The sequence below is a fragment of the Streptomonospora mangrovi genome, assembly GCF_027604915.1.
Taxonomy (GTDB): Bacteria; Actinomycetota; Actinomycetes; order Streptosporangiales; family Streptosporangiaceae; genus Streptomonospora; species Streptomonospora mangrovi.
In genome coordinates this window covers 93,383-115,342 of record NZ_JAJAQC010000020.1, presented here as the reverse complement: position 1 = coordinate 115,342, position 21,960 = coordinate 93,383, and the positions used below count along the sequence as shown (strand labels likewise).

Below are 21,960 nucleotides of genomic sequence, written 5' to 3'. Positions count from 1 at the left end.
CTCCCCCCGGAGGCAGCAGTGCGCGGCAGAGTCGTCCTTCCGGCGATCCTGGTCATCTGGCTACTGATCGGGCTCCTCGCCGCCGTCCAGCGCGGCTACTTCAGCGACAGCGACCAGAACTGCGCCGACATCGGCAGCACCCTGGTCACCATCGTCGTCGGCCCGCTGAACTACATCGGCGTCAACCCCACCGTGGAGTGCCCGGGCCTGCCCGAGCCCTCGGAGTAGCCGGCGGCGCCGGCGCCCCGGCCGGGCCGGAGCCGCCGGCCCGGCCCCGCGCGGGCCGGCCCGGCGGCTACTCCATGCCCAGGGAGAACGCCGCCTCCAGGTCGTGGCTGGAGTAGGCGCGGAAGGCGATGTGGGTGTCGGAGGACAGCACGCCGGGGACCTTGTTGACGTGGCCGGGGATCACCTCGGCGAGGTCCTCGTGGCCCCGGACGCGGACCACCGCGATCAGGTCGACGCCGCCGGTGACCGAGTAGACCTCGCTGACGCCCTCGATCTCGGCGATGGCCTCGGCCACCTCGGGGATGCGGCCGACGTCGGCCTTGATCATGACGATCGCGGTGATCACGAGGGTTCCTCCTGGTGGTGCGTGCGGGACATCAGTAGACGTCGGAGGGGCGGGTGCCCGAGCGCCAGCGGACGCGGTGCATCAGCAGGGCGCCCACGGCGCCGGCGATGAAGCCGTAGACGTGCGCGGCGTAGGCCACGCTGGAGTCCTCGCCCGGGTACAGCGACATGCTGATGTAGAGAAAATACTGGAGCACGAAGTAGGTGCCGACGAGCGCCCAGCCGGGCAGGCGCACCGGGATCACCAGGAACACCAGGGTGATCACCCGGCTGCGGTGCTGCACGAGCAGGTAGGCGCCCAGCACCCCCGAGATCGCACCCGAGGCGCCCACCAGCGGGATCTGCGAGCCCGCCTCGGTCAGCGCGAACCCGTAGGTGGCCACCAGCCCGCTGACCAGGTACAGGCCCAGGTAGCGCAGCCGGCCCAGGCGGTCCTCCACCACCGGGCCGAACACGAACAGGTAGACCATGTTGCCGATCAGGTGGGCCGCGCCGCCGTGCAGGAACATCGAGGTGAACGCCGAGACCCACGGGACCTTGGTGTAGTCGCCGCCGGGGCAGGGCCCGGGCATGGCGACCTGGCGGCCGGTGAGCAGCTCCACCGGTACCGCGCCCCACTGGAAGTGGTAGCGCTGGGCGTCGCAGATCCGCTCCACCCCGCCGTACCAGAACGCCACCATCGACAGCGGCGAGAGCAGGTAGACGGCGACGTTGGCGGCGATGAGCAGGTAGGTGACCGTGGGCACGCGCCGCACCGGGTAGTCGTCACTGAGCGGGACGCCCGCCATCTGCACTCCTAGCGCGAGGACTCCGGCTGGTCGGCGGCGCCGCCCCCGCCCGGGACGCCGGGCGGCTCAGCGGTGCGGCGCGGGCGCCGGCACGCCGCGGTCCCAGTCTGTCAGGTGCCGGTACTTCTCGGCCCCATTGACGGGGCACGTCCAGGTTCCGGTGGCCTCGGCCAGCCGCACGCCCGGCCGCTCCAGCCAGCGCAGCACGCACTCCATCTCGCCGGGGGTGGCGCTGGGCGCCGGGCCGGGACCGGGGAACACCGACTCGGCGGTGCGCACCAGCGCCGAGACGAACGCGGCGGGGTCGGCGCCGGGCGGCATCAGGCCGCCGGCGGCCAGCCGGCCATGGCGGATCACGTGGACCTCCCAGCCGGGGCGGGCGCCGGAGCCGGGCGGCGCGGGCGCGGGAGCGGCGGCCACGAGTTCGGGCACGGCCGCCAGCGCGCCCAGGCGCTGGGCGCGGGCGGCGGCCGACACGAACGCGGTGAGGCGGTCGCGGACGCCGGCGGCCTCCTCGTAGCGCAGGTCGGCGGCGAGTTCGGCGATCCGGGCGCTGAGGTGCTCCACCACGGGTGCGGGGTCGGCGGTCATGGCGGCCAGGGCGGTGTCGGCGTGGGCGGCGTACTCCTCGGGGGACTCCCCGCCCGCGCACGGCGCGCCGCAGCGGCCCAGTTGGGCCAGCACGCATGGCGCGGTGGGGCGGCCCGGGACGATGCGGCGGGTGCACTGGCGCAGCCGGAACACCTGGTGCAGCGCCTCGCGCGCGAGTTCGGCCTCGCGCGAGGAGCGGAACGGGCCGAGGTAGGGCGCGCCGTCGTCGCGGACGGAGCGCACCACCGACAGCCGGGGGAACACCTCGCGGGTCAGCTTCAGCCAGGGTGCGCGCTCGGGGTTGCGCGAACGCCGGTTGTAGGGCGGCTTGCGTTCGGCGATGAGCCGGAGTTCGCGGACCTCGGCCTCCAGCCCGGTGCCGCACACGATGGGGGTGACGCCCTCGACCAGGGCCGCCATCTCGCGGATGCGGGCGCGCTTCTCCGAACCGGTGAAGTAGGAGCGCACCCGGCGGCGCAGGTTGGTGCTCTTGCCGACGTAGAGGGTGTCGCCCTTGGCGTCGGTGAACACGTAGACGCCCGGCGCCTCGGGCACGCCGTCGGCGATGCGGCGCTTGGCGCGCTGGGCGGCGGTGGGCGCCGAGCGGAAGGAGCGCAGCTCCTCGGCGGTGTCGACGCCGAAGGAGCCCAGCCGCTCCAGCAGGCCGTGCAGCACCCCCACCGTGGCGCGGGCGTCGTCGAGGGCGCGGTGGGTGGGCTGGTCGGGCACGCCGAAGAACCCGGCCAGGGTGCCGAGCTTGTGGTTGGGGACCTCGTCGCGGGTGACCAGGCGGCGGGCCAGCGCGACGGTGTCGAGGACCTGGGGCGCGGGCCAGGGGTAGCCGTGCTCGGCGCAGGCGGCCTTGAGGAAGCCGACGTCGAAGGGGGCGTTGTGGGCGACCAGGATCGCGCCGGAGTCCAGCCCGGCGAACTCCAGGAACGCGGGCAGCGCGGCGGCGATGTCGGGCGCGGGGGCGACCATGGCCTGGGTGATGCCGGTCAGCAGGGTGATGAAGGGCGGGATGGGCGCCCCCGGGTTGACCAGGGTGGCGAACTCGCCCAGGACCTCGCCGCCGCGCACCTTGACGGCGCCGATCTCGGTGATGCCGGCGCCGTCGGAGCGGGTGCCGGTGGTCTCGAGGTCGACGATGACGAAGGTGCACCGCGACAGGGGGGTGCCGAGGTCGTCGAGGGTGCCCTGGACCGCGGTCAACTGCTCTGCCACCCGGCCAGGGTAGCCCCGGGCACCGACCGAACCGCGGCGGGTTCCGGTCACCGCCGCCTCCGGCGCCGCAGGTCGGGGGCGGGTCCGACCGGTTTTGCCGGCCCCGCACGTGGAAGGATGGGCCAGACCCCGCGTGCCGCGCCCGACGGCCGCCGCACCGGTGCCGCGCACGTGCACGTTCACGTGCTCGCGCCGGGTGCGTTTGTTAAGAAGGAGGACATGGCTGTGAGCATTTCGGTGCCGTCCGATACCCAGCGCTGGCGGTGCACCCAGTGCGGCAACCTCACCCGCTTCGACGTCACGCGGGCCGTGCGGTCGCGGGACTACCTGCACTTCGACCTCTCCGGCGGCAGCCGGGTGGAGGAGAGCGAGACCCTGGCCGAGACGATCGAGCAGGTCCGCTGCCGCTGGTGCAACGCGGTGGACGCGGTGGAGACCGTCGACCGCCCCGACGCCGGCGCAGCGGAACCGGCGTGAGCCCCGGAAGCGGGGAGCCGTCGCCCAACGCCGGGGGCGACGGCGCCGGCGGCGCCGACCGGCCGCTGCCCGAGGCCGTGCGCGCCCGCGTCATCGAGTACGGCTCCGACGTGCTGGGCGGCATGCGGGTGGCCGACCTGCCGCCGGTGCTGCGCCGCGTGGCCCGCTTCGAGCCGCGCCGCCGCGCCCGCCTGGCCGGCCCCCAGATCGCCGCCCAACTGGAGGCCGACGCCGACTTCCGCACCCGCGTGGGCGAGCGGGTCGAGCAGGTGTGGCCCGAGCTGGCCGAGGGGCTGCGCAAGGGCGTGGTGCCGCCGGCGGCCGACCCGGTCGCGGTGGCGGCGGCGGCCTACCTGCTGCGGCCCGAGGGCTGGTCCGACATCGTGGCGCGCATCCGCGAGGAGCTGGACCGCCAGGAGTCGGTGCGCGAGGCCGACGAGGCCGCCGACACCATCGCCGCGCTGCGCCGCCAGGTGGAGGAGGCGCGCAGCGAGCAGCGCGAGGAGATCGAGCGGCTGCGCGGCGAGCTGCGGGAGTACCGCAGCACCGTGGCCGACCTGCGCCGCCGGCTGCACGGGGAGCGGCAGCGCGCCAAGGAGGCCGTGAGCGAGGCCGAGCAGGCGATCGCGGAGGCGGCGGACCGCACTGCCACGACGACCGTCCAGGTCAATGCCGTGGAGGCGGAGAACCGCCGGTTGCGCAACCGCCTGGCGGCGGCCGAGGCGCAGGTCGAGAACGCCCGCCGCGCGGCGCGGGCCGGGCGCAGCGCCGACGAGGCGCGGCTGCGGGTGCTGCTGGACGTCCTGCTGGAGGCCGCGCACGGCCTGCGCCGGGAGCTGGCGCTGCCCACCTCCATCGAGAGCCCGGCCGACCTGGTGGCCGACCCCGCGCGCGCCGGCGCCGCCGCGCCGCCCGGCCAGGGGCTGCCCGACGACGACCCCGGCCTGGTCGACGAGGTGCTCAGCCTGCCCCGCGCCCACCTGCTGGTCGACGGCTACAACGTCACCAAGACCGGGTACGGCACGCTGCCGCTGGCCGACCAGCGCGGCCGGCTGCTGACGGCGCTGGAGGGGCTGGCCAGCCGCACCAAGGCGGAGATCACCTGCGTGTTCGACGGCGCCGACGTGGGCACCCCGCCCGCGCTGTCGGCCACCCGGCGGGTGCGGGTGCTCTTCAGCGACCCGGGGGAGACCGCCGACGAGCTGATCGTGCGCCTGGTCCGCGCCGAACCGCACGGGCGGCCGCTGGCGGTGGCCACCTCCGACAAGGAGATCGTCACCGCCGTGCGCCGCGAGGGCGCCCGCACCCTGTCCTCACCCCTGCTGCTGCGCCGCCTGGGCGCCTAACTCGGGCGGCGCGCCGCCCGCGCGCGGGGGCCGGCGGCGCGGTGTGACGCATTCGTTGCGGACCGCGCGGGCGGGGCGACGTGCGCCGACGCGCCCGCGCGGCCTGCGCCGCGAGCTGCGCGGGAGCGGCCGGGGGCCGCGCGCGGGGCAGGTGAGGCGCCCGGTTTCCCTGTGTCGCCGGGGGTCCCGTGGTTGAGCTGCGCACTCCCGTCCGCTAGGTTCTTCCCGGTAGCTTGACGGGTTTCCCGAATAGGACGAGGTTCGCGTCGGCGTGCGGCCACCGCGCGCCGGTGGTCGTCGCGTCCGCTGGGAGGCCCTTGCGGCGCCGATGAGCGGCCCCGGCCGGCTCGGCGCGGCGCCGCTCGGATGGTCCGGCGCGCTGTGTCCGTGGTCCCCGCTCCCCGCACCGCACGCCGCCTTCCAGCCATCGCCTTTACCCCATCCCCGCATGAGGACCTTGACCCGTTAGGAGCGTGGACCGCCATGACGAACCCAGGTGGTCGGCGCACGGCCCGCCGGATCGCGACCGGTATCGGGGTCGTGGCCGCCGGAAGTCTGATCGTGCCCCCCGGTGTGGCCTACGCCGAGCCGACCCAGCAAGAGGTCGAGGACAAGCTCGACAGCCTCAACGAAGAGGCCAGCACCATCGTCCAGGACTACAACGAGGCCAAGGACGAGTACGACGCCGCCAAGAAGAAGGCCGACGAGCTTGAGGAGCAGGTCGGCGAGGAGCAGGAGCGCTACGACAAGCTCCGCGACGAGGTCGCCGAGTTCGCCAGCGCCGCCTACCAGGGCACCGACCTCGACAGCCCGGCCAACGTCGTCAGCGTCGAGAACCCCGAGGACCTGCTCGCCCAGTCGGCCGACGTCGGCTACCTGTCGGAGACCCAGCGCGACAAGCTGGACGAGTTCGGCGAGTCCTCCGAGCGCCTGTTCCGGCTGAAGGACGAGGCCGACGAGGCCCTGGCCGAGGCCAAGGACAAGAAGGACGAGATCGCGGAGAAGAAGGAGGACGTCGAGGACAAGATCGAGGAGCAGGAGGACCTCCTCGCGCAGTTCCCCGACGCCGACCCCGCGACCGAGGGCTCCGACACCGGCGGCAGCTACACCGGCGCCGCCTCGGGCGACGCCCGCACCGCCCTCGACTTCGCCTACGCCCAGCTCGGCAAGCCCTACGTCTACGGCGCCGCCGGCCCCGACAGCTTCGACTGCTCCGGCCTGATCATGCGCGCCTGGGGCGCGGCCGGCGTGAGCCTGCCCCGCACCACCTACGGCCAGGCCGAGGCCGGCGCCCGGGTCAGCCGCGACGCGCTCCAGCCCGGCGACATCGTCTTCTTCTTCGGCGACCTGGGCCACGCCGGCCTCTACGTCGGCAACGGCCAGATGATCCACGCCCCGCGCACCGGCAAGAACGTCGAGGTCGTGGCGCTGGCGGGCTACTGGGACAGCCAGTTCCAGTTCGGCGTGCGCCCCTGACCCGGGGCGGTACCCCGGCTCCACCGCACGGCCTGTGCCGCCGCATCCCGCCGCACCGCGGCCGGGGCGCGGCGGCACAGCCGCGCCGGGCGAATGTCACACGGCGGCCGGCGCCGCGCCCGGTCCCGGCCGGCCCGCGCGGGCGCGGCGGCCGTGGTCGCGGCGGTTGGGGACACCCGCTGGTCCCGATTCGGACATACCACAAACCGGCGAAATTGGTAACGAATCGGTTGAGTGTGGTGCCGCGTATGCATTAGTGTTCGACGCCGAGCGTGGTCGACGTTCTTGCCATCACCAGGATGGCGGCGGCCCGCTCCCGCCGAACTCCGCGGCACCCCCGGCAGCCCCCCTCGCTGCGGAGACCGGAGAACCCCCGCGGTCGCGCGGCAGCGCGCGACGCCCGCACAGCCCCGTGCCCACGCGTGCGGCGCCGGCGGCCATGGGAGCCGCGCGTGCGCGCCGCCCGACGGCCACGCCGGGCCCACCCGTGCGCTCCGGACAAGGCGGCCCTGGGAGAAAGGTGTGCCACTATCGTGGGCGAACGCCATGAACGTGGCTCGTTCCGGCGGCATCTCGCCACCGTCGGTTTCGTCGCCGCAGGTGCTCTGATCCTGTCCACCGGCACCGCGGTCGCCGAGCCGACCGAGGACGAGGTGCGCGGCAAGATCGAGAAGCTCGAAGAGGAGCACGCGAAGCTCGCCGAGAAGTACAACCAGGCCCAGGAGGACCACGAGGCCGCCAAGGAGAAGCTGGAGGACCTCCGCGAGGACCAGCAGGACACCGAGGACCGCATCGACTCGATGCGCGACGACATCGTGGACCTCGCCAACGCGGCCTACACCAACGCCGACTACTCCTCCCCGGCCTACCTCCTCAGCGCCAGCGGCCCCGAGGACGCCCTGCGCCAGGCCGCCGACCTCGGCTACCTCTCCGAGAGCCAGTCCAACACCCTGGAGCAGTACCTCGAGGAGAAGGACGAGCTGGAGGACCTGACCGCCGAGGCGGCCGACGTCGAGGAAGAGGCCAAGGACAAGCTCGACGAGGCCGAGGAGGCCAAGGACAAGGCCGAGGAGAAGATCCAGGAGCAGGAGGACATCCTCGCCGACCTCACCGCCGAGGAGGCCGCGGCCGCGACCTCGGGCGTCAACAACGGCACCGGCGGCACCAGCTACACCGGCAACGCCTCGGGCGACGCCGCGGTGGCCCTGGACTTCATCTACGCCCAGATCGGCGACTCCTACAGCATGGGCGCCAACGGCCCCGACGTCTGGGACTGCTCCAGCCTGGTGCAGGCCGCGTGGGCCGAGGCCGGCGTGAGCCTGCCGCGCACCACCTACGACCAGGTCAACGCGGGCACGCCGGTGTCCTGGGACGCCATGCAGCCCGGCGACCTGATCTTCTTCTACGGCGGCCCCGACCACGTCGGCATGTACGTCGGCAACGGCCGCATGGTGCACGCCTCCACTTCCTCCAAGCCGGTGATGGAGGTCGAGCTGAGCGGCTACTACCAGAGCAACTTCCACTCGGCCGTCCGCCCCTAGCACCCGCTGCGCACCGCCGCACGCGGGCGGGGGCGCGGAGCGCCGGCACGGCGGCTCCCGCGCCCGCCCGCGGCGCGCGCCGCACCCCGCGCGGGCGGGTCCGCCCTAGACTCGGGTCCCGTGCCGCGTACCCTCATCGTCACCAACGACTTCCCGCCGCGCCCCGGCGGCATCCAGGCGTTCGTCCACGAACTCGCGCTGCGGCGCCCGCCCGGCTCCGTGGTGGTCTACTGCTCCACCCCCGGCCGCCGGGGTTCGGCCGCCTGGGGCGGCGCCGCGGAGTTCGACCTCGCCCAGCCCTTCCCCGTCGTCCGCGAGCGCACCTCCGTGCTGCTGCCCACGCCGGGGGTGCGGCGCCGCGCGGCGCGCATCCTGGAGCTGGAGGGCTGCGACTCCGTCCTGTTCGGCGCCGCCGCGCCGCTGGGCCTGATGGCGCCCGACCTGCGCCGCGCGGGCGCGCGGCGCGTCGTGGCGCTGACCCACGGCCACGAGACCGGCTGGGCGGCGCTGCCCGGCGCCCGCCGGGCGCTGCACCGCATCGGCGAGGAGTCCGACACCCTCACCTACCTCGGCGACTACACCCGCACCCGCCTGGCCCGCGCCCTCTCGCCCGCGGCGGCCGCGCGCATGCGGCGCCTGGCGCCCGGGGTGGACACCCGCCGCTTCCACCCCGGCGTCGACGGCTCGGCGGTGCGCGAGCGCCACGGCCTGACCGGCCGCCCGGTGGTGGTGTGCGTGTCGCGGCTGGTGCCGCGCAAGGGGCAGGACACCCTGATCCGGGCCTGGCCGCGCGTGCTCGCCGACATCCCCGGCGCGGCGCTGCTGCTGGTGGGCGGCGGACCCTACCGGCGGCGGCTGGAGGCGCTGGCGGCCGAGCGGCGGGTGGCCGGCTCCGTGGTCTTCGCGGGCGACGTGCCGGCCGCCGAGCTGCCCGCGCACTACGCGGCGGGCGACGTGTTCGCCATGCCCTGCCGCACCCGCAACGGCGGCCTGGACGTGGAGGGCCTGGGGATCGTCTACCTGGAGGCGTCGGCCACGGGCCTGCCCGTGGTGGCCGGCCGCTCCGGCGGCGCCCCCGACGCGGTGCTGGAGGGCGAGACGGGCACGGCGGTGGAGGGGGAGCGGCCGGGACCGGCCGCCCGCGCCCTCCTGCGCCTGCTGGGCGACCCGGCGGCGGCCCGGGCCATGGGCGCGCGCGGGCGCGCCTGGGTGGAGCGGGAGTGGGCCTGGGAGGGCGTGGCCGCGCGCCTGGACGCGCTGCTGGCCGGCTGAGCCGGATGAGCGGGGCGAGCCGGGCGCCGGGCGGCGGCGCCGGCCCACTCCGCGCCGCGCCGGCGAGGGCTCAGGGCCGCAGGATGTCGAACCGGTCGAGGTCGACCGCGCGGTAGCGCACCCGGTCGTACTCGGGGGTGCGGGGCGCCGGGCGGGTCGCGTCGAAGCCGACCTTGGTGCCGAGGTAGTCGGGGAACCCGGGGTTGAGCCCGTGCCCGTAGGCGCGGGGGATGCGCACGATCCCGTGGTCGGGGTCCAGCCGGGTGGCCATGGCCCACTCGATGTCGGAGGGGTCGCGCGGGTCGACGTCCTCGTCGACCACGGTGACCATCTTCAGCGGCGGGAACGCCGCGAAGGCCGCCATGATGGCCTGCTTGGCCCACCCGGCCCGCCGCTGCTCCATCTGCACGACGGCGTGGTAGAAGCCGCAGCCGCCGTGGGGCAGGTAGACGTCGCGGACGCCGGGCACCTGCCGGCTGACCAGGTCGAGGATGTTGGCCTCGCCGAGCAGCCCCACCGAGTTCCACACCTCGGCCCCCGACAGGATGGTGTGGAAGACGGGTGCGGCGCGGCGGTGCACGGCGCGGACGGTCACCACCGGCCGGGGCAGCCGCTTGGCGTAGTAGCCGGTGACCTCGGCGAAGGGCCCCTCCTCGGCGAGGGCGCCGGGCACGATCTCGCACTCCAGCGCGTACATCGCCTCGGCCACGAGTTCGACGTCGGAGAGCGTGCCCGGCACCAGGCGCAGCGGGGCGCCGTGGAAGGCCGAGGCGATGCCCAGTTCGTCCTCGTCGGCGCCGGCGGCCTCGGCGGGCGCGGCGGCGGCGAAGTGCACCCCGGGGCCCACGCCCACGTTGACCGTGATGGGCAGGTTCCTCCCCAGCCGGGCCGCCTTGTCCAGGTAGAGCCCCAGGTGCCGGCCGGCGTCGATGTTGATGTGCAGGGTGTCGAGGCCGGCGACCATGAAGCGCTGGATGGAGGCGTTGCGCACCCCGGTCTCGGGGTCGCGGGCGATGACCACCCCGGCGTCGATGTAGGGGCCGCCGTCGCCTTCGGCGTGGACGGGGACGGGCAGGGCGGCCAGGTCCTTCTCGGTGACCTCCAGGACCGGGCCGTCGGCCACGACGACCGGCGGGACCGGGCGCGCCTTCCACTGGGCGATCCGCCCGGTGACGTAGTGGGCCAGGGTCGGCTCGGGTTGGCCCAGGAGTCCGGCGAGCAGGGTGCGCGACCAGTAGAGACCGGTGAAGACGGGCGCGGTGTGGCCCTTGACCCGCTCGAACAGCACCGCCTGGTCGGTGCCCTCGAAGGCGGCGGCCACGCCCGCCAGTTCCAGGCGGGGGTCGACCTCGCCGCGCACGCGCACCAGGCGGCCGGCCGCGTCGAGGTCCTCGATGATGAGCGCGAGGTCGTGCACGCGCGGTGCCCCGGTCATGCCCGGCTCCCCGTCCAGCGCCGCACCAGGCCGCTGTCGATGCCGAACTGGTCGAGCACCCGGCCCACGGTGTGGTCGACCACCTCGGCCAGGCTGGTGGGGCGGGTGTAGAAGGCGGGCAGCGGCGGCATGATGACCGCGCCGTCCTCGGCGGCGGCCGCCATGGCCCGCAGGTGGGTGATGCGCAGCGGCGTCTCGCGGACCAGGAGCACCACCCGGCGCCGCTCCTTCAGCGCCACGTCGGCGGCGCGGGTGAGCAGGCCGGTGGTGTTGCCGTAGGCGATCTCGGCGAGCGAGCGCACCGAGCAGGGCGCCACCACCATCCCCATGGTCGAAAAGGACCCCGAGGAGATCGGCGCCCCCACGTCCTCGCTGGGGTGGACGACGTCGGCGAGCGCGCGGACGTCCTTGAGCGTGTGGTCGGTCTCCTCGGCGATGGCGCGCTTGCCGCTCTGGGAGACGACCAGGTGCGTCTCGACGTCGGCGGCCCGCAGCGCCTCCAGCAGCCGGATGCCGTACACCGCGCCCGAGGCCCCGCTGATCCCCACCACTATTCGACGCCCCACCGCGGCGCACCTGCCTTTCACCTGGAACGACCCACCGCCGCACGCGGCAACGTCCCGCGATCATGTCGGCAGCGTGAATGTAGCCAGATTGACCGGTTTGTGCCAGAGTGTGGCGCTGTTTCTTGATCACGTGTTCACAACGGCTGAGCTGGGAGGACACCGGGGCGTCGCGTCGGCCGGGCGCCGGGCCGCCGCGCCCGTACCCGCGCGGCCCGCCCCGGACGGCCCCGCACACGCCGACGGGCGCGCCCGCACGCGGACGCGCCCGTCGACCGCTCGGCCCCGCGGGAAGCGGGTCAGCCGGCGTAGATCTTCTCGATCTCGGCGCTGAACTGCTGGGCCACCACGTGCCGCTTGACCTTGAGCGAGGGCGTCATCTGGCCGCCCTCCTGGGTGAAGTCCACCGGCAGGATCGCGAACTTGCGGATGGACTCCGCGCGGGAGACCGCCTTGTTGGCGTCGTCCACCGCCTCCTGGACGGCCGCCACCAGGTCGGGGTCCTCGACCAGGTCGGCGACCGAGCCGGTCTTGTTGTGCTGCCCCTTCCAGAACTCCAGCGCCTCCTCGTCGATGGTGATCAGCGCCGAGACGAAGTTGCGGTTGTCGCCGACCACCATGCACTGGCTGATGATCGCGTGGCCGCGCAGGCGGTCCTCGATCACGGCCGGGGCGACGTTCTTGCCGCCCGCCGTCACGATGATCTCCTTCTTGCGGCCGGTGATGGTGAGGTAGCCGTCCTCGTCCAGCGCGCCGAGGTCGCCGGTGCGGTACCAGCCCTCCTCGTCGAACGCCTCGCGGGTGGCCTTCTCGTTGCCCCAGTAGCCGCGCATCACGTGGTCGCCCTTCACCAGGATCTCGCCGTCCTCGGCGATCCGGTGGGAGACACCGGGCAGCGGCGGGCCGACCGTGCCGACCTTGTTGCGCTGCGGGCTGTTGACGCAGGTAGGCGCCGAGGTCTCGGTGAGCCCGTAGCCCTCCAGGACGGTGAGCCCCACCCCGCGGAAGAAGTGGCCCAGGCGGTCGCCCAGCGCCGAGCCGCCCGACACCGCGTAGCGCGCCTGACCGCCCACGGCCGCCAGGATCTTGCCGTAGACCAGCCGCTCGAACAGGGCGTGGCGCAGCCGCAGGCCCAGGGGCACCCGCCCGGTGTCCAGCGCGCGGCTGTAGGCGATGGCGGTGTCGGCCGCCGCGCGGAAGATGCGGCCCCGGCCCTCCGAGGTGGCCCGCTGCTCGGCCTTGTTGTAGACCTTCTCGAACACGCGCGGCATCGCCAGCAGGAAGGTCGGCCGGAACGACCCCAGCGCGTCGATCACCTCGGGGCCGGTGGTGGGGAAGTGGCCCATCACGGTGTGGGACTCGATGCAGCCGACCTGGATGATGCGGGCGAAGGAGTGCGCCAGCGGCAGGAACAGCAGCGTCGAGCGGCCCTCGATGGTGAAGACCTGCTCCAGCGGGCCGTTGATCGTGTTGAGGATGGTGAACAGCAGGTTGCGGTGCGTCAGTTCGCAGCCCTTGGGCCGGCCGGTGGTGCCCGAGGTGTAGATCAGCGTCGCCAGTTCGTCGGCGCCGCCGGCGCGGCGGCGCTCGTGGACCACCGTGTCCGCGACGTCGGCGCCGGTCTCCAGGAACGCGGCGAACTCCGGCCCCTCGATCGGCCAGACGTGGGCCAGGCCGCTCAGCTCGCCGCGCACCGCCTCGACGCGGGCGGCGTGCTCGGGCAGCTCCGCGAAGACCGCCTTGCTCTGGGAGTCGCCGAGGATCCAGGCGATCTGCTCCTCGGAGGAGGACTCGTAGATGGGGACCGTCACCGCGCCGACGGACCAGATCGCGTAGTCGATGGTCGTCCACTCGTAGCGGGTCCGCGACATCAGGCCGACGCGGTCGCCGTGCTGGACGCCGGCGGCGATGAGCGCCTTGGCGACGGCCGCGACGTCGTCGCGGAACCGCGCGCAGGTGACGTCGCGCCACTGGCCGGCCTCCTGGCGGCGGAGGGCGACGGCTCCGGGCTCCTTCTCGGCCCGGGTGAAGAGCGTGTCGGGCAGCCGCGAGTCGTCGGCGACCGTGACCTTCAGCGGAGTGCTGTATTCGCGCACCTGTTCTCTCCCGGACGGACGTAGTTCTGCGAGAGGGGACGAAACAGAAGGTAACAACTTTCGTTACCGCTGGGTAGAACAAGTTCTCGTCTGGTACCCGAAAGTGATCCGACCTCAACGCGGGGGCGCTTCGGGTGGCCCACCGCGAACGGGAACCGGTGCCCGCGGCCGCCCGGCCCCCGTCCGGTGTGTCCGGGAACCCTGGGATTGGCGCGGGATACCCCCGGTTTTCCCCCGGACGCCCCGACCACACCCGCCCGGGTGCGGCTAACGTGACGGGCAGAGCCGTCATCAGGCCCACCACCGGGCCGCCCGGACCACCGGGACCCACCGGGACAGCGAAACAGGGGCACCACCACCATGGCAGAGCCGAACCGCGACTCCACCGGATCCCAGGGATCCCAGGACATCATCGACGACGCCCTGCGGCTGGTCGACGCCTTGCAGCGCCGCCTCATCGTGGCCGGCGTGCGGCGCGGCGCCGCGGGCCCCTCCTCCGCGCCGCCGCGCAAGGGCGACGTGTGGGAGGAGGCCGTGCGCGAGCAGCACCCCGAGCCCGAGCCCAACCCCGTCGAGCAACTGCTGGGCATCGCCCGCGAGAAGGGCCCCGAGGTCGCCGGCCACCTCGGCCGCGCCGGCATGGCGCTCGCCGGCGCCCTCGGCGAGACCTTCAAGGTGGTCGAGACCACCCTGGAGCGCCGCGCCCGCGAGGCCGCCGCCCAGCGCGACTCCGCCCGCGGCGGCGCGGGGACCGGCGCCGACACCACCGGCTCGGGGCCGCGCCAGATCTCGCGCGGGGAGTGACACCGGTACGCGCCGGCCGGGACCGTCCGCCGGGCGGGCGTGCGCACGGGGAGCGGCCCCGGGCCCGGCCCGGGGGACGCCCCGGGGCCGGGGTGGGGCACTGGTCTATGCCACTGGTTTAATCCAGTGGCGGCGCCCGCACCCCCGCGCGCGCCCCCTCGGCACGCCCACCGCCGCGCCGGTGCGTGCGGCGACGCAGACGAAGGAGCCGGCCATGCGGACGACGATCGGCGTGGACATCGGCGGCACCAAGGTGGCCGCCGGAGTGGTCGACCCCCAGGGGCGGGTCCTCGACGTGGTGAAGCACCCCACGCCCTTCGGCGACGCCGAGGCGCTGGCCGACGTCGTGGGGGCGGCGGTGCGCGAGCTGCGCGGGCGCGGCGCTGGCGCCGACACCGCCGCCGTGGGCATCGGCACCGCCGGGTTCGTCGACGCCGACCGCGCCACCATCGTCCTCGCCGCCAACCTGGGACTCGCCGACGACCCGTTCAAGGAGCGCGTCCAGCGCCGCGTGGACCTGCCCGTGGTCGTGGAGAACGACGCCAACGCCGCCGCCTGGGCCGAGACCCGCTTCGGCGCGGGGCAGGGCAGCCGCCACGTCGTCTGCGTGACGCTGGGCACCGGTGTCGGCGGCGGCGTGGTCATGGACGGCGAGATCCAGCGCGGCGGGTTCGGCGCGGCCGCCGAGTTCGGCCACTACCGGGTCGTGCCCTACGGCCGCCGCTGCGGCTGCGGCAACCACGGCTGCTGGGAGCAGTACGCCAGCGGCCGCGCGCTCGTCGGCGAGGCCCACGACCTGGCCCGGACCGACCCCGCGCGCGCCGCGCGGCTGGTCGACCTGGCCGGCGGCGACATCACCGCGATCCAGGGCGCGGACATCACCCGCGCCGCCGTGGAGGGCGACCCGGGCGCGCTGGCGTGCTTCCGCGCCGTGGGGGAGTGGGTCGGGCTGGGGCTGGCCGACCTCGCCGCGATCCTCGACCCCGCCCTGTTCGTCATCGGCGGCGGTGTCTCCGACGCCGGCGACATCCTCCTCGGCCCCGTGCGCGACTCCTTCCACCGCAACGTCAGCGGCCGCGCCACCCGCCGCCTGGCCGACGTCCGCGTCGCCCGCATGGGGTCGGCCGCAGGCATCGTGGGAGCCGCCGACCTGGCTCTGCGCTAGAGGCCGCGTCGGGGGCGCCGAGGTCGGGCGCGGGTTCGGGCGGGCGGTCGCCGGTTCACGGTGGCCTGGTCGGTGCCGGGCGGACCGCCGCCGACGGCGCCCCGCGCCCGCCCCTGCCGCCCCGAAGCGCGTCCGACCTGCGCCGACAGTCGCCGCGGCGGCCGCCATCGGCGGGGGGTGCCTGCCAACGCTCGCAGTCGGCGGCGATTGACGCGGCGCAGAAGGGTAGGGACACGATGTGTCGAACTCGGACCTTCGCGTGCTCAGCTACAACGTGCGCGCTCTGCGCGACGACCCGGACGCCGTGGCGCGGGTGATCAACGCCTGCGACCCCGACATCGTGTGCCTCCAGGAGGCGCCGCGCCTGCTCGGCTGGCGGGCCAAGCGGCGCGAACTCGACCGCGCCACCGGCATGGTCCCCGCCATCAGCCGACGCACCGGCGGCCTGGCGATCCTGTGCCGCCCGGGGATCGAGGTCCGCCGCATCGGCCACCGCGTCCTGCGCCAGTACCCCGCCATGCACACCCGCACGCTGTCCATGGCGGCGCTCAAGATCGACGGCAACCCGCTGCTCGTCGGCTGCACCCACCTCGACCTGCACCCCGGGGCGCGGCTGCACCACGCCGGGGAGGCGCTGGACCATCTCGGCGCCTTCGCCGCCGAGAACCCCGGCCCCTACGTGCTGGCGGCCGACGTCAACTGCCCGCCCGACGGGTCGGCCTGGCGGCTGATCACCGCCGTCATGCACGACGCGGCCGGGGAGCACCCTTGGGGCGCGGCCGACACCTTCACCTCGCGCCGCCCGCGCACCCGCATCGACGGGGTGTTCACCTCCGGCGACGTGCACGTGCGGCGCGCGGGGGTGCCCGTGGACCTGGCCGACCCCGACGACATGGCCGCCGCCAGCGACCACCGGCCGGTGCTCGCCGACATCACCCTCCACGGCGACACGTGAACCGCCGACCGAGCCGCGGGCGAATCCGCCGCGCGAACCGCCGCCTGAGCCGCCGCAGCCCGCACCATCCGCGCAATCCGAACCGGCAGCCGGAAGCGGTCCCGTCCGGCCACTCCCGGCCGGGACCGCCCGCGCGTGCGGCGGCTAGCGCCACTCGCCCGTGAACGCCTGCACGCACTCGGCGTCGGGGGAGTCGACGGCCGCCGCGCGGTTGGCGCCCGACTCCCACTCCACGGCGCCGTCGGGGGCGACCTTCACCAGCTTGTACTCGAACGCGGTGCCCTCGGGCAGGTCCACCTCGCCGCGCCACGTCGGATAGGTGTCCTCGTCCGTGGCCAGCCGCACCCCGCGCTGCGGGTCCCACGACCCCAGGGCCGGGACCGACCCGACGACGCGCACGTCCTGCCCGTACCAGGTCTGCGCCCGGACGCTGAACGCGGCCGTGACGTTCGCGCACTCCTCGTCCGGCGGTCCGCCGTCCTCGGCGCACGGCGCGCCCTCGGCGCACAGCGCGTCCACGTGCAGGGCGACGGCCCCGTTGGGCGGCACGGTCACCGTGACCTCGCCCTCCGACACCGCGTACCCCGCCGAGTCGCAGGAGCCGTCCGGGCCGATCGTCCCGTTGGCGACGTCGCAGTAGCGGCCGTCGGGCAGGCCGGTGGCCGAGGTGAGCGTCCACGCCGACCCTCCGGCGTTGAACGCGGCGAACCCGCGCTCGCCCCGGTCGAAGGCGATCCGCGCCGCGCCGTCCTCGGCCCGCTCCACGACCGGGGCGTCGCCCACGGCGTTGGCGAAGGTCGGCATGGCGTTCAGGTCGCGGTGCTCGCAGAACCACCGCTCGCCGGAGCAGTCGGTGGGCGCGGTGAGGGCTCCGGCCGGGTTGCCCGCCTCGGTGCCGGTGGTGGGCGGCCCCTGGTCGGAGGAGTCGAACCGGTAGCTCGACATCACCTTGGGCGTGCCGTAGGGCTGGGCGAGGGTGAGCGCCTGGCCCAGCACGTGGCGCTGGCCCATGGCCTGGTAGCTGATGGAGGGGGCGGAGCGCTGGGTGTCGTGGTTGTCGACGAACACCACGGCCTGGTCGGACTCCACCGCCATGCCCGTGCGGACGGTCTCCAGCACGTCGCCCAGCCGGCCGTCGCGGATCTGCGCGCCGACCCGGCTGTGGTAGCGGTCGTCGATGACGTCGCCCAGGTGGGTGTAGCCGGGCGGCCGGATGGACTCCGGGCCGCCGCCGTCCAGCACCTCCTGGAAGACGTAGGGCCGCCCGCCGTAGCCGGGCACCTCGTCCAGGCGGGCGTAGATCGCGGCCAGGTCCTCGGCGGGCACGTGCTTGGCGGCGTCGACGCGGAACCCGGCGACGCCGAGCCCGACCAGGTCGTTGAGGTAGTCGGCGATCGCGCCGCGCACGTGCGCCGAGCCGGTGTCCAGGTCGGAGAGGGCCAGGAGTTCGCAGCCCTGCACCTCGGCGGGATCGGTCCAGTCGGCGACGTCGCGGCGGCAGTCGCCGAAGTCGCCGTCGCCGTAGGGCACCGCCGGGTAGTCGTACTTGGCGTAGGTGCTCCCGGCGCTGCCGGGGCCGCTGCCGATGGAGCCCGTGCCGGTCATGTGGTTGACGACGGCGTCGACGTAGATCCTCACCCCGGCGTCGCGGCAGCGCGCCACCATGTCGGCGAAGTCGGCGCGGGTGCCGCGCCGGGTGTTGTCGACGGAGTAGGAGACCGGCTGGTAGTCCTGCCACCAGGGGTGCTCCTCCTCCGCCAGGACGACGTGCTCCTGGGGCGGCGACACCTGCACGGCGCCGTAGCCGTTGGGGCCCAGGACGTCCTCGCACTCCTGTGCGACGGACTCCCAGCGCCACTGGAAGAGGTGGACGATGACGTCGCCGTTGGCCTGGGCGGCGGTGCCGCCGCTGTCGGCGGCAGGGGCGGCCGCAGGGGCATCGGCGGCGGAAGACGGGGGCCGGGGTGCGGGGTCGGAGTCGCGGTCGGCGGCGGCCGCGCCGGGCCACGCGGTGAGGGCCGCCGCCGCGGTGGCGATGAGGACGGCGGAGACCGCCGCCGCGCCGAGTCGTGGTGGTTGCTTCATCACGCCTCCGGGCGAAATGGGGGACTCAAGCGGCGCCGTCGTTTTCAATGTAATTGCGGAAAACTCTTGCGCTGTGGCGAATGTAACAAGCCGGAGGAGGCTTGGGAATGCCCCTACGAAGGGCGGGTCGCGTCCTGAGCCCGGGGTGCCGAGGAGACCGAGGGGGGCGTGACGTGGCTGTACGCCGAAGCGTGGCGAATCAGAAGCGCTGGGCGACGGCGTGCGGGCGCCTGAGCTGGGGAAGGCCGCCGACCGCCGACGTGCACTCGGAAGGGAAAGCTTGTGGAAGTCTTGCGCGGGTTTGCGGGGAGATGCCGGAGATGTCGCGTCCACGTGCGCGGCGGGGGAGAGGCGCTGTACCCACGGGACGGCCGTCGGCCCGGACAGCCGGTCGCCCCACCCGTCACGCACCGGCGGCAGGCCGCGCGGGAGGCGCGCGGCCTGGCGGAGGAACGTCGGAAGGCCCGGGCGGGTGGCCGCCCAGACCGCCGGACCGCCGATCCGCGTGATCCCTATGAGGTCGGCGACGCGGCGGCGCCGGAGGGCGAGGACGGGGACCGGGGGGCGGTCCCTAGGCGGCGGTCCCCGGCGTCTCGTCGGTGGCCGAACCCGGCACGCCCTCGGGGTCGGTGTCGGCCTCGCCGCCCGCCGCGCCCTTCTCCGCCTTGCCCGACTCCTTCTTGCGGGCGCGCTCGGCCTTGCGGCGCTCCTTGCGCTCGGCCCGCTCCGCGCGCCGGCGCTGCTTCTCGTCGGCGTGCTGCTCCTTGCGCTCCTCCTTGGCCGCCGCCGCGAGTTCGGCCTTGACCGACTGCGCGTAGCGGTCCACGTACTCCTGGCCGGACAGCTCCATCAGCGCGTACATGATCTCGTCGGTGATGGCCCGAAGCACGCGGGGGTCCTTCTCCATGCCGTAGTAGCGCGAGAAGTCCAGCGGCTTGCCGAACACGACCTTGGGCCGGATGCCCAGCCGGGGGATGGTGCGGCCGGGCGGCATGATCTTGTCGACGTTGATCATGGCCATGGGGACCACCGGCGCCTTGGACTCCAGGACCAGGCGGGCCACGCCCGTGCGGCCCCGGTACAGCCGGCCGTCAGGGGAGCGGGTGCCCTCCGGGTAGATGCCCAGCAGCTTGCCTTGCTTGAGCACCTTCAGCCCGGTGCGCAGCGCCGCCTCGCTGGCCTTGCCGCCCGAGCGGTCGATGGGGATCTGGCCGACCCCGGTGAAGAACAGCCGGCTGATCAGGCCCTTGGGGCCGGTGCCGGTGAAGTACTCCGCCTTGGCCAGGAAGGTGATCTTGCGCGGGAGCGGCAGCGGGCCGAAGAAGTGGTCGGAGAACGACAGGTGGTTGCTCACCATGATCGCCGGACCCTGCCGGGGCACGTTCTCGACGCCCTCGGCGCGCGGCTGCCACAGCACCGCGAGCACGGGGCCCAGAATCGCCTTGACCACCCAATAGAACACCGGCACTCACCCTCGGACACGCGGGCCGCGCCGTGGCGTTCCCGCCGCGTCGGTCTTCCCGCTTCCACGAACGCTTCCACGAACAATCGTGGTCATCTTCCCATCGTCGGCGACCGACTACCAATATCGGGAAAAGTTACCCGCAGGTAGGAACGGTGGGCGGTCCCGCGCGGCGCCCTCCGCCCGGTCCGGCCACCCCCGCCACCACGGGCGCGAGGCCGTACACGGCCGGGGGTAGGCGGGGACGCGCGGCGCGTACTAATTTCGTAAAGTCGGGTCATACGCGCATCCTTGAGCCGAGGAGTCCTCATGCTGCCTGTCCCGGGCGCCGAACCCTACCGCTGCGACGGCGACGGCGCCGGGGTGGGCGTTCTGCTCTGCCACGGCTTCACCGGAAGCCCGGCCTCGCTGCGCCCGTGGGCCCAGTACCTCGGCGAGGAGGGGCTCACCGTCGACCTGCCGCTACTGCCCGGCCACGGCACCACCTGGCAGGAGATGGCCGCCACCACCAGCACCGAGTGGCTGGCCACCGTGGAGGACGCGCTGCTGCGGCTGCACGAGTCCTGCCACACGGTCTTCGTCATGGGGCTGTCCATGGGCGGCACGCTCGCCCTGCGCCTGGCCGAGCTGCACCCCGACAAGGTGTGCGGGGTGGTGGTGGTCAACCCGTCCCTCGCCCTGGAGAACTGGCTGCTGCTGGTGGCCCCCGCCCTGGCGCGGATCCTGCCCACCACCGACAGCATCGGCGAGGACATCAAGAAGCCCGGCGTGGGCGAAGGCTCCTATGACAAGGTGCCCACGGCCGCCGCCGCGACACTCCCGAAGCTGTGGCGCGACACCAAACGCGACCTCGCGGCCATCACCGCCCCCGTCCTGGCCTACCGAAGTCCCCAGGACCATGTCGTCGGGCCCCGGAGTCTGCGTATCCTCACCAGTAGGGCGGTCAACGCCGAGCTGCGCGTCCACTCCCTGGACAACAGCTACCACGTGGCCACCCTGGACTACGACGCCTCGACCATCTTCGAGGGAAGCCTCGCGTTCGTCCGCGAGCACAGCAGGAGCGGGGAAGGGACGAAGCGATGACGCACCGCCGCGGCAACGGCCTGCTCGCGGACACCTATGTCCCGCTCATCCTGCTCCCGCCCGCCCTGGCCGACCTCATGCTCGACGCGCTGCGGCGCTCGGGCATCGCGGCCTACGCCATGCCGCTGGACGGCGCGCTGGAGTCCGCCGACGCCCTCGACGACCCGCCCACCGACCACCTCTACGTCGACGCCCGCCAGCGCGCCGCCGCCGCCGAGATCCTGCGGGCCGAACTGCCCGACCTGGAGCAGCACCGCTCCGAGCGGGGCGCGGCCGCCGCCGACTCCGGCGGATCGGCCGGGGGCGGCGAGCCCGCCGAGGCGGCTCCGGGCCCCGGCCCGGCCGCCGCCGACCCCGCGCGCGGCACCGCCGGGGATGACGACGACGTGTGGGCCGACCTCGTCGCCCGCTTCTACGACGACGGCGGCCGGGGCGGCGACACCCCGCACTGGCCCGACGCCGAGAACCTCTCGGCGGAGGAGCGCGCCGCAGCCGACGACGACCGCGGCCGGGGGCGGGGCCGCGACCGGGGCTCCGTGCCCGACCCGGGCGACCTGCTCGACACCCGCGAGCCCGAGCCCGACCCGGATGACGACGACGAACCGCGCGCCCGGATCGTCCGCCCGGCCCAGAACGCCGAGCCCCAGGACCACTACGTCCCGCCCCCGCCGCCGCCCCTGCCCCGGGGCGACCTCGTGAGCCGGCTGTCCTGGGGCGGCCTGTTCGGCGGGCCGCTGGTGCTGCTGGGCTCGATGCTGCTGGGCGTGTCCCTGCCCGGGTGGGTGGCGTTCCTCGCCGTGGCGGCGTTCATCGCGGGCTTCGTGGTGCTGGTCGTGCGCATGGGCGACCGCCCGCCGGGCGACCACGGGCCCGACGACGGCGCCGTGGTCTGACGCCCGGCGGCACCGCACCCCTCGGCAGCCCTGATGACAGACACCACCCGGCCGCAGGCCGCGCACGCGGCGTCCTCCGGCACCGCGTCCTCCGGTTCCGCGAGTGCGCGGGGGTCAGGGCCGGGGGCATG

19 protein-coding genes are annotated in these 21,960 nt (G+C 74.6%); 11 read left to right on the top strand and 8 right to left on the bottom strand.

Features of this window, described 5'->3' with window-relative positions; translation table 11 throughout:
- Positions 1–18 precede the first annotated feature (18 nt).
- On the top strand, positions 19–228 hold the full coding sequence (locus LG943_RS14080; RefSeq protein ID WP_270072715.1) for a hypothetical protein: 210 nt from the start codon (positions 19–21) through the stop codon (positions 226–228).
- A 67-nt stretch (positions 229–295) separates the two neighbouring features.
- Here the strand turns inward: LG943_RS14080 and LG943_RS14075 are convergent, their stop codons facing one another.
- The 3 genes from LG943_RS14075 to LG943_RS14065 form a co-directional block, all read right to left on the bottom strand.
- Entirely contained in the window at positions 296–574 is a 279-nt protein-coding gene (locus tag LG943_RS14075) for an Lrp/AsnC family transcriptional regulator (protein ID WP_270072714.1), read from the bottom strand.
- A 31-nt stretch (positions 575–605) separates the two neighbouring features.
- Positions 606–1,361, bottom strand: a complete 756-nt coding sequence (locus LG943_RS14070) for a rhomboid family intramembrane serine protease (protein ID WP_270072713.1) — start codon at positions 1,359–1,361, stop codon at positions 606–608.
- Between the two features lie 66 nt (positions 1,362–1,427).
- The gene (locus LG943_RS14065) at positions 1,428–3,176 is read right to left on the bottom strand and encodes a DEDD exonuclease domain-containing protein (protein WP_270072712.1); all 1,749 of its coding nucleotides are present in this window, start codon (positions 3,174–3,176) and stop codon (positions 1,428–1,430) included.
- A gap of 225 nt (positions 3,177–3,401) precedes the next feature.
- Between LG943_RS14065 and LG943_RS14060 the strand changes: the two genes are divergently transcribed.
- From LG943_RS14060 to LG943_RS14040, 5 genes are all read left to right on the top strand, one after another.
- Complete coding sequence (locus tag LG943_RS14060) at positions 3,402–3,653, top strand: hypothetical protein (protein WP_270072726.1); 252 nt, start codon at positions 3,402–3,404, stop codon at positions 3,651–3,653.
- Positions 3,650–4,999, top strand: coding sequence for an NYN domain-containing protein (locus LG943_RS14055; protein WP_270072711.1), 1,350 nt, complete (start codon positions 3,650–3,652; stop codon positions 4,997–4,999). The genes LG943_RS14060 and LG943_RS14055 overlap by 4 nt, the downstream gene beginning before the upstream one ends.
- Before the next feature lie 483 nt (positions 5,000–5,482).
- On the top strand, positions 5,483–6,475 hold the full coding sequence (locus tag LG943_RS14050) for a C40 family peptidase (protein ID WP_270072710.1): 993 nt from the start codon (positions 5,483–5,485) through the stop codon (positions 6,473–6,475).
- A gap of 533 nt (positions 6,476–7,008) precedes the next feature.
- Positions 7,009–8,016: a C40 family peptidase gene (locus LG943_RS14045; protein WP_270072709.1), complete on the top strand. Its 1,008-nt coding sequence runs from the start codon at positions 7,009–7,011 to the stop codon at positions 8,014–8,016.
- Between the two features lie 120 nt (positions 8,017–8,136).
- Positions 8,137–9,288, top strand: coding sequence for a glycosyltransferase family 4 protein (locus LG943_RS14040; RefSeq protein WP_270072708.1), 1,152 nt, complete (start codon positions 8,137–8,139; stop codon positions 9,286–9,288).
- Positions 9,289–9,358: 70 nt separating this feature from the next.
- On the opposite strand, the gene LG943_RS14035 is transcribed toward LG943_RS14040, so the two are convergent.
- From LG943_RS14035 to LG943_RS14025, 3 genes are all read right to left on the bottom strand, one after another.
- Positions 9,359–10,723: a UbiD family decarboxylase gene (locus LG943_RS14035; protein WP_270072707.1), complete on the bottom strand. Its 1,365-nt coding sequence runs from the start codon at positions 10,721–10,723 to the stop codon at positions 9,359–9,361.
- Positions 10,720–11,289: a UbiX family flavin prenyltransferase gene (locus LG943_RS14030; protein WP_270072706.1), complete on the bottom strand. Its 570-nt coding sequence runs from the start codon at positions 11,287–11,289 to the stop codon at positions 10,720–10,722. The genes LG943_RS14035 and LG943_RS14030 overlap by 4 nt, the downstream gene beginning before the upstream one ends.
- A 296-nt stretch (positions 11,290–11,585) precedes the next feature.
- Positions 11,586–13,382: an AMP-dependent synthetase/ligase gene (locus LG943_RS14025; protein WP_270072705.1), complete on the bottom strand. Its 1,797-nt coding sequence runs from the start codon at positions 13,380–13,382 to the stop codon at positions 11,586–11,588.
- A gap of 360 nt (positions 13,383–13,742) precedes the next feature.
- On the opposite strand from LG943_RS14025, the gene LG943_RS14020 reads away from it, so the two are divergent.
- From LG943_RS14020 to LG943_RS14010, 3 genes are all read left to right on the top strand, one after another.
- Positions 13,743–14,186 carry a hypothetical protein gene (locus tag LG943_RS14020; protein WP_270072704.1) on the top strand — a complete coding sequence of 148 codons (444 nt, stop codon included), beginning with the start codon at positions 13,743–13,745 and terminating at the stop codon, positions 14,184–14,186.
- A gap of 214 nt (positions 14,187–14,400) precedes the next feature.
- Complete coding sequence (locus LG943_RS14015; protein ID WP_270072703.1) at positions 14,401–15,351, top strand: ROK family glucokinase; 951 nt, start codon at positions 14,401–14,403, stop codon at positions 15,349–15,351.
- 238 nt (positions 15,352–15,589) lie between these two features.
- Positions 15,590–16,306 (top strand): endonuclease/exonuclease/phosphatase family protein, encoded by a 717-nt coding sequence (locus tag LG943_RS14010; protein ID WP_270072702.1) that lies wholly within the window; start codon positions 15,590–15,592, stop codon positions 16,304–16,306.
- 144 nt (positions 16,307–16,450) lie between these two features.
- On the opposite strand, the gene LG943_RS14005 is transcribed toward LG943_RS14010, so the two are convergent.
- Both LG943_RS14005 and LG943_RS14000 read right to left on the bottom strand, forming a co-directional pair.
- Entirely contained in the window at positions 16,451–18,391 is a 1,941-nt protein-coding gene (locus LG943_RS14005; RefSeq protein ID WP_270072701.1) for a carbohydrate-binding module family 20 domain-containing protein, read from the bottom strand.
- 571 nt (positions 18,392–18,962) lie between these two features.
- Positions 18,963–19,853: a lysophospholipid acyltransferase family protein gene (locus LG943_RS14000; protein WP_270072700.1), complete on the bottom strand. Its 891-nt coding sequence runs from the start codon at positions 19,851–19,853 to the stop codon at positions 18,963–18,965.
- 309 nt (positions 19,854–20,162) lie between these two features.
- On the opposite strand from LG943_RS14000, the gene LG943_RS13995 reads away from it, so the two are divergent.
- Together LG943_RS13995 and LG943_RS13990 are read left to right on the top strand one after the other, a co-directional pair.
- Positions 20,163–20,936, top strand: a complete 774-nt coding sequence (locus LG943_RS13995) for an alpha/beta hydrolase (protein WP_270072699.1) — start codon at positions 20,163–20,165, stop codon at positions 20,934–20,936.
- Complete coding sequence (locus LG943_RS13990) at positions 20,933–21,829, top strand: hypothetical protein (protein WP_270072698.1); 897 nt, start codon at positions 20,933–20,935, stop codon at positions 21,827–21,829. The genes LG943_RS13995 and LG943_RS13990 overlap by 4 nt, the downstream gene beginning before the upstream one ends.
- Positions 21,830–21,960: the final 131 nt, after the last annotated feature.

Bases quoted from the DNA above. Each gene is read 5' to 3' on its own strand.
- LG943_RS14070 (WP_270072713.1), bottom strand. From the start codon at position 1,361: ATGGCGGGCGTCCCGCTCAGTGACGACTACCCGGTGCGGCGCGTGCCC.
- LG943_RS14050 (WP_270072710.1), top strand. From the start codon at position 5,483: ATGACGAACCCAGGTGGTCGGCGCACGGCCCGCCGGATCGCGACCGGT.
- LG943_RS14035 (WP_270072707.1), bottom strand. From the start codon at position 10,723: ATGACCGGGGCACCGCGCGTGCACGACCTCGCGCTCATCATCGAGGAC.
- LG943_RS14020 (WP_270072704.1), top strand. From the start codon at position 13,743: ATGGCAGAGCCGAACCGCGACTCCACCGGATCCCAGGGATCCCAGGAC.
- LG943_RS14015 (WP_270072703.1), top strand. From the start codon at position 14,401: ATGCGGACGACGATCGGCGTGGACATCGGCGGCACCAAGGTGGCCGCC.
- LG943_RS14005 (WP_270072701.1), bottom strand. From the start codon at position 18,391: ATGAAGCAACCACCACGACTCGGCGCGGCGGCGGTCTCCGCCGTCCTC.
- LG943_RS13995 (WP_270072699.1), top strand. From the start codon at position 20,163: ATGCTGCCTGTCCCGGGCGCCGAACCCTACCGCTGCGACGGCGACGGC.
- LG943_RS13990 (WP_270072698.1), top strand. From the start codon at position 20,933: ATGACGCACCGCCGCGGCAACGGCCTGCTCGCGGACACCTATGTCCCG.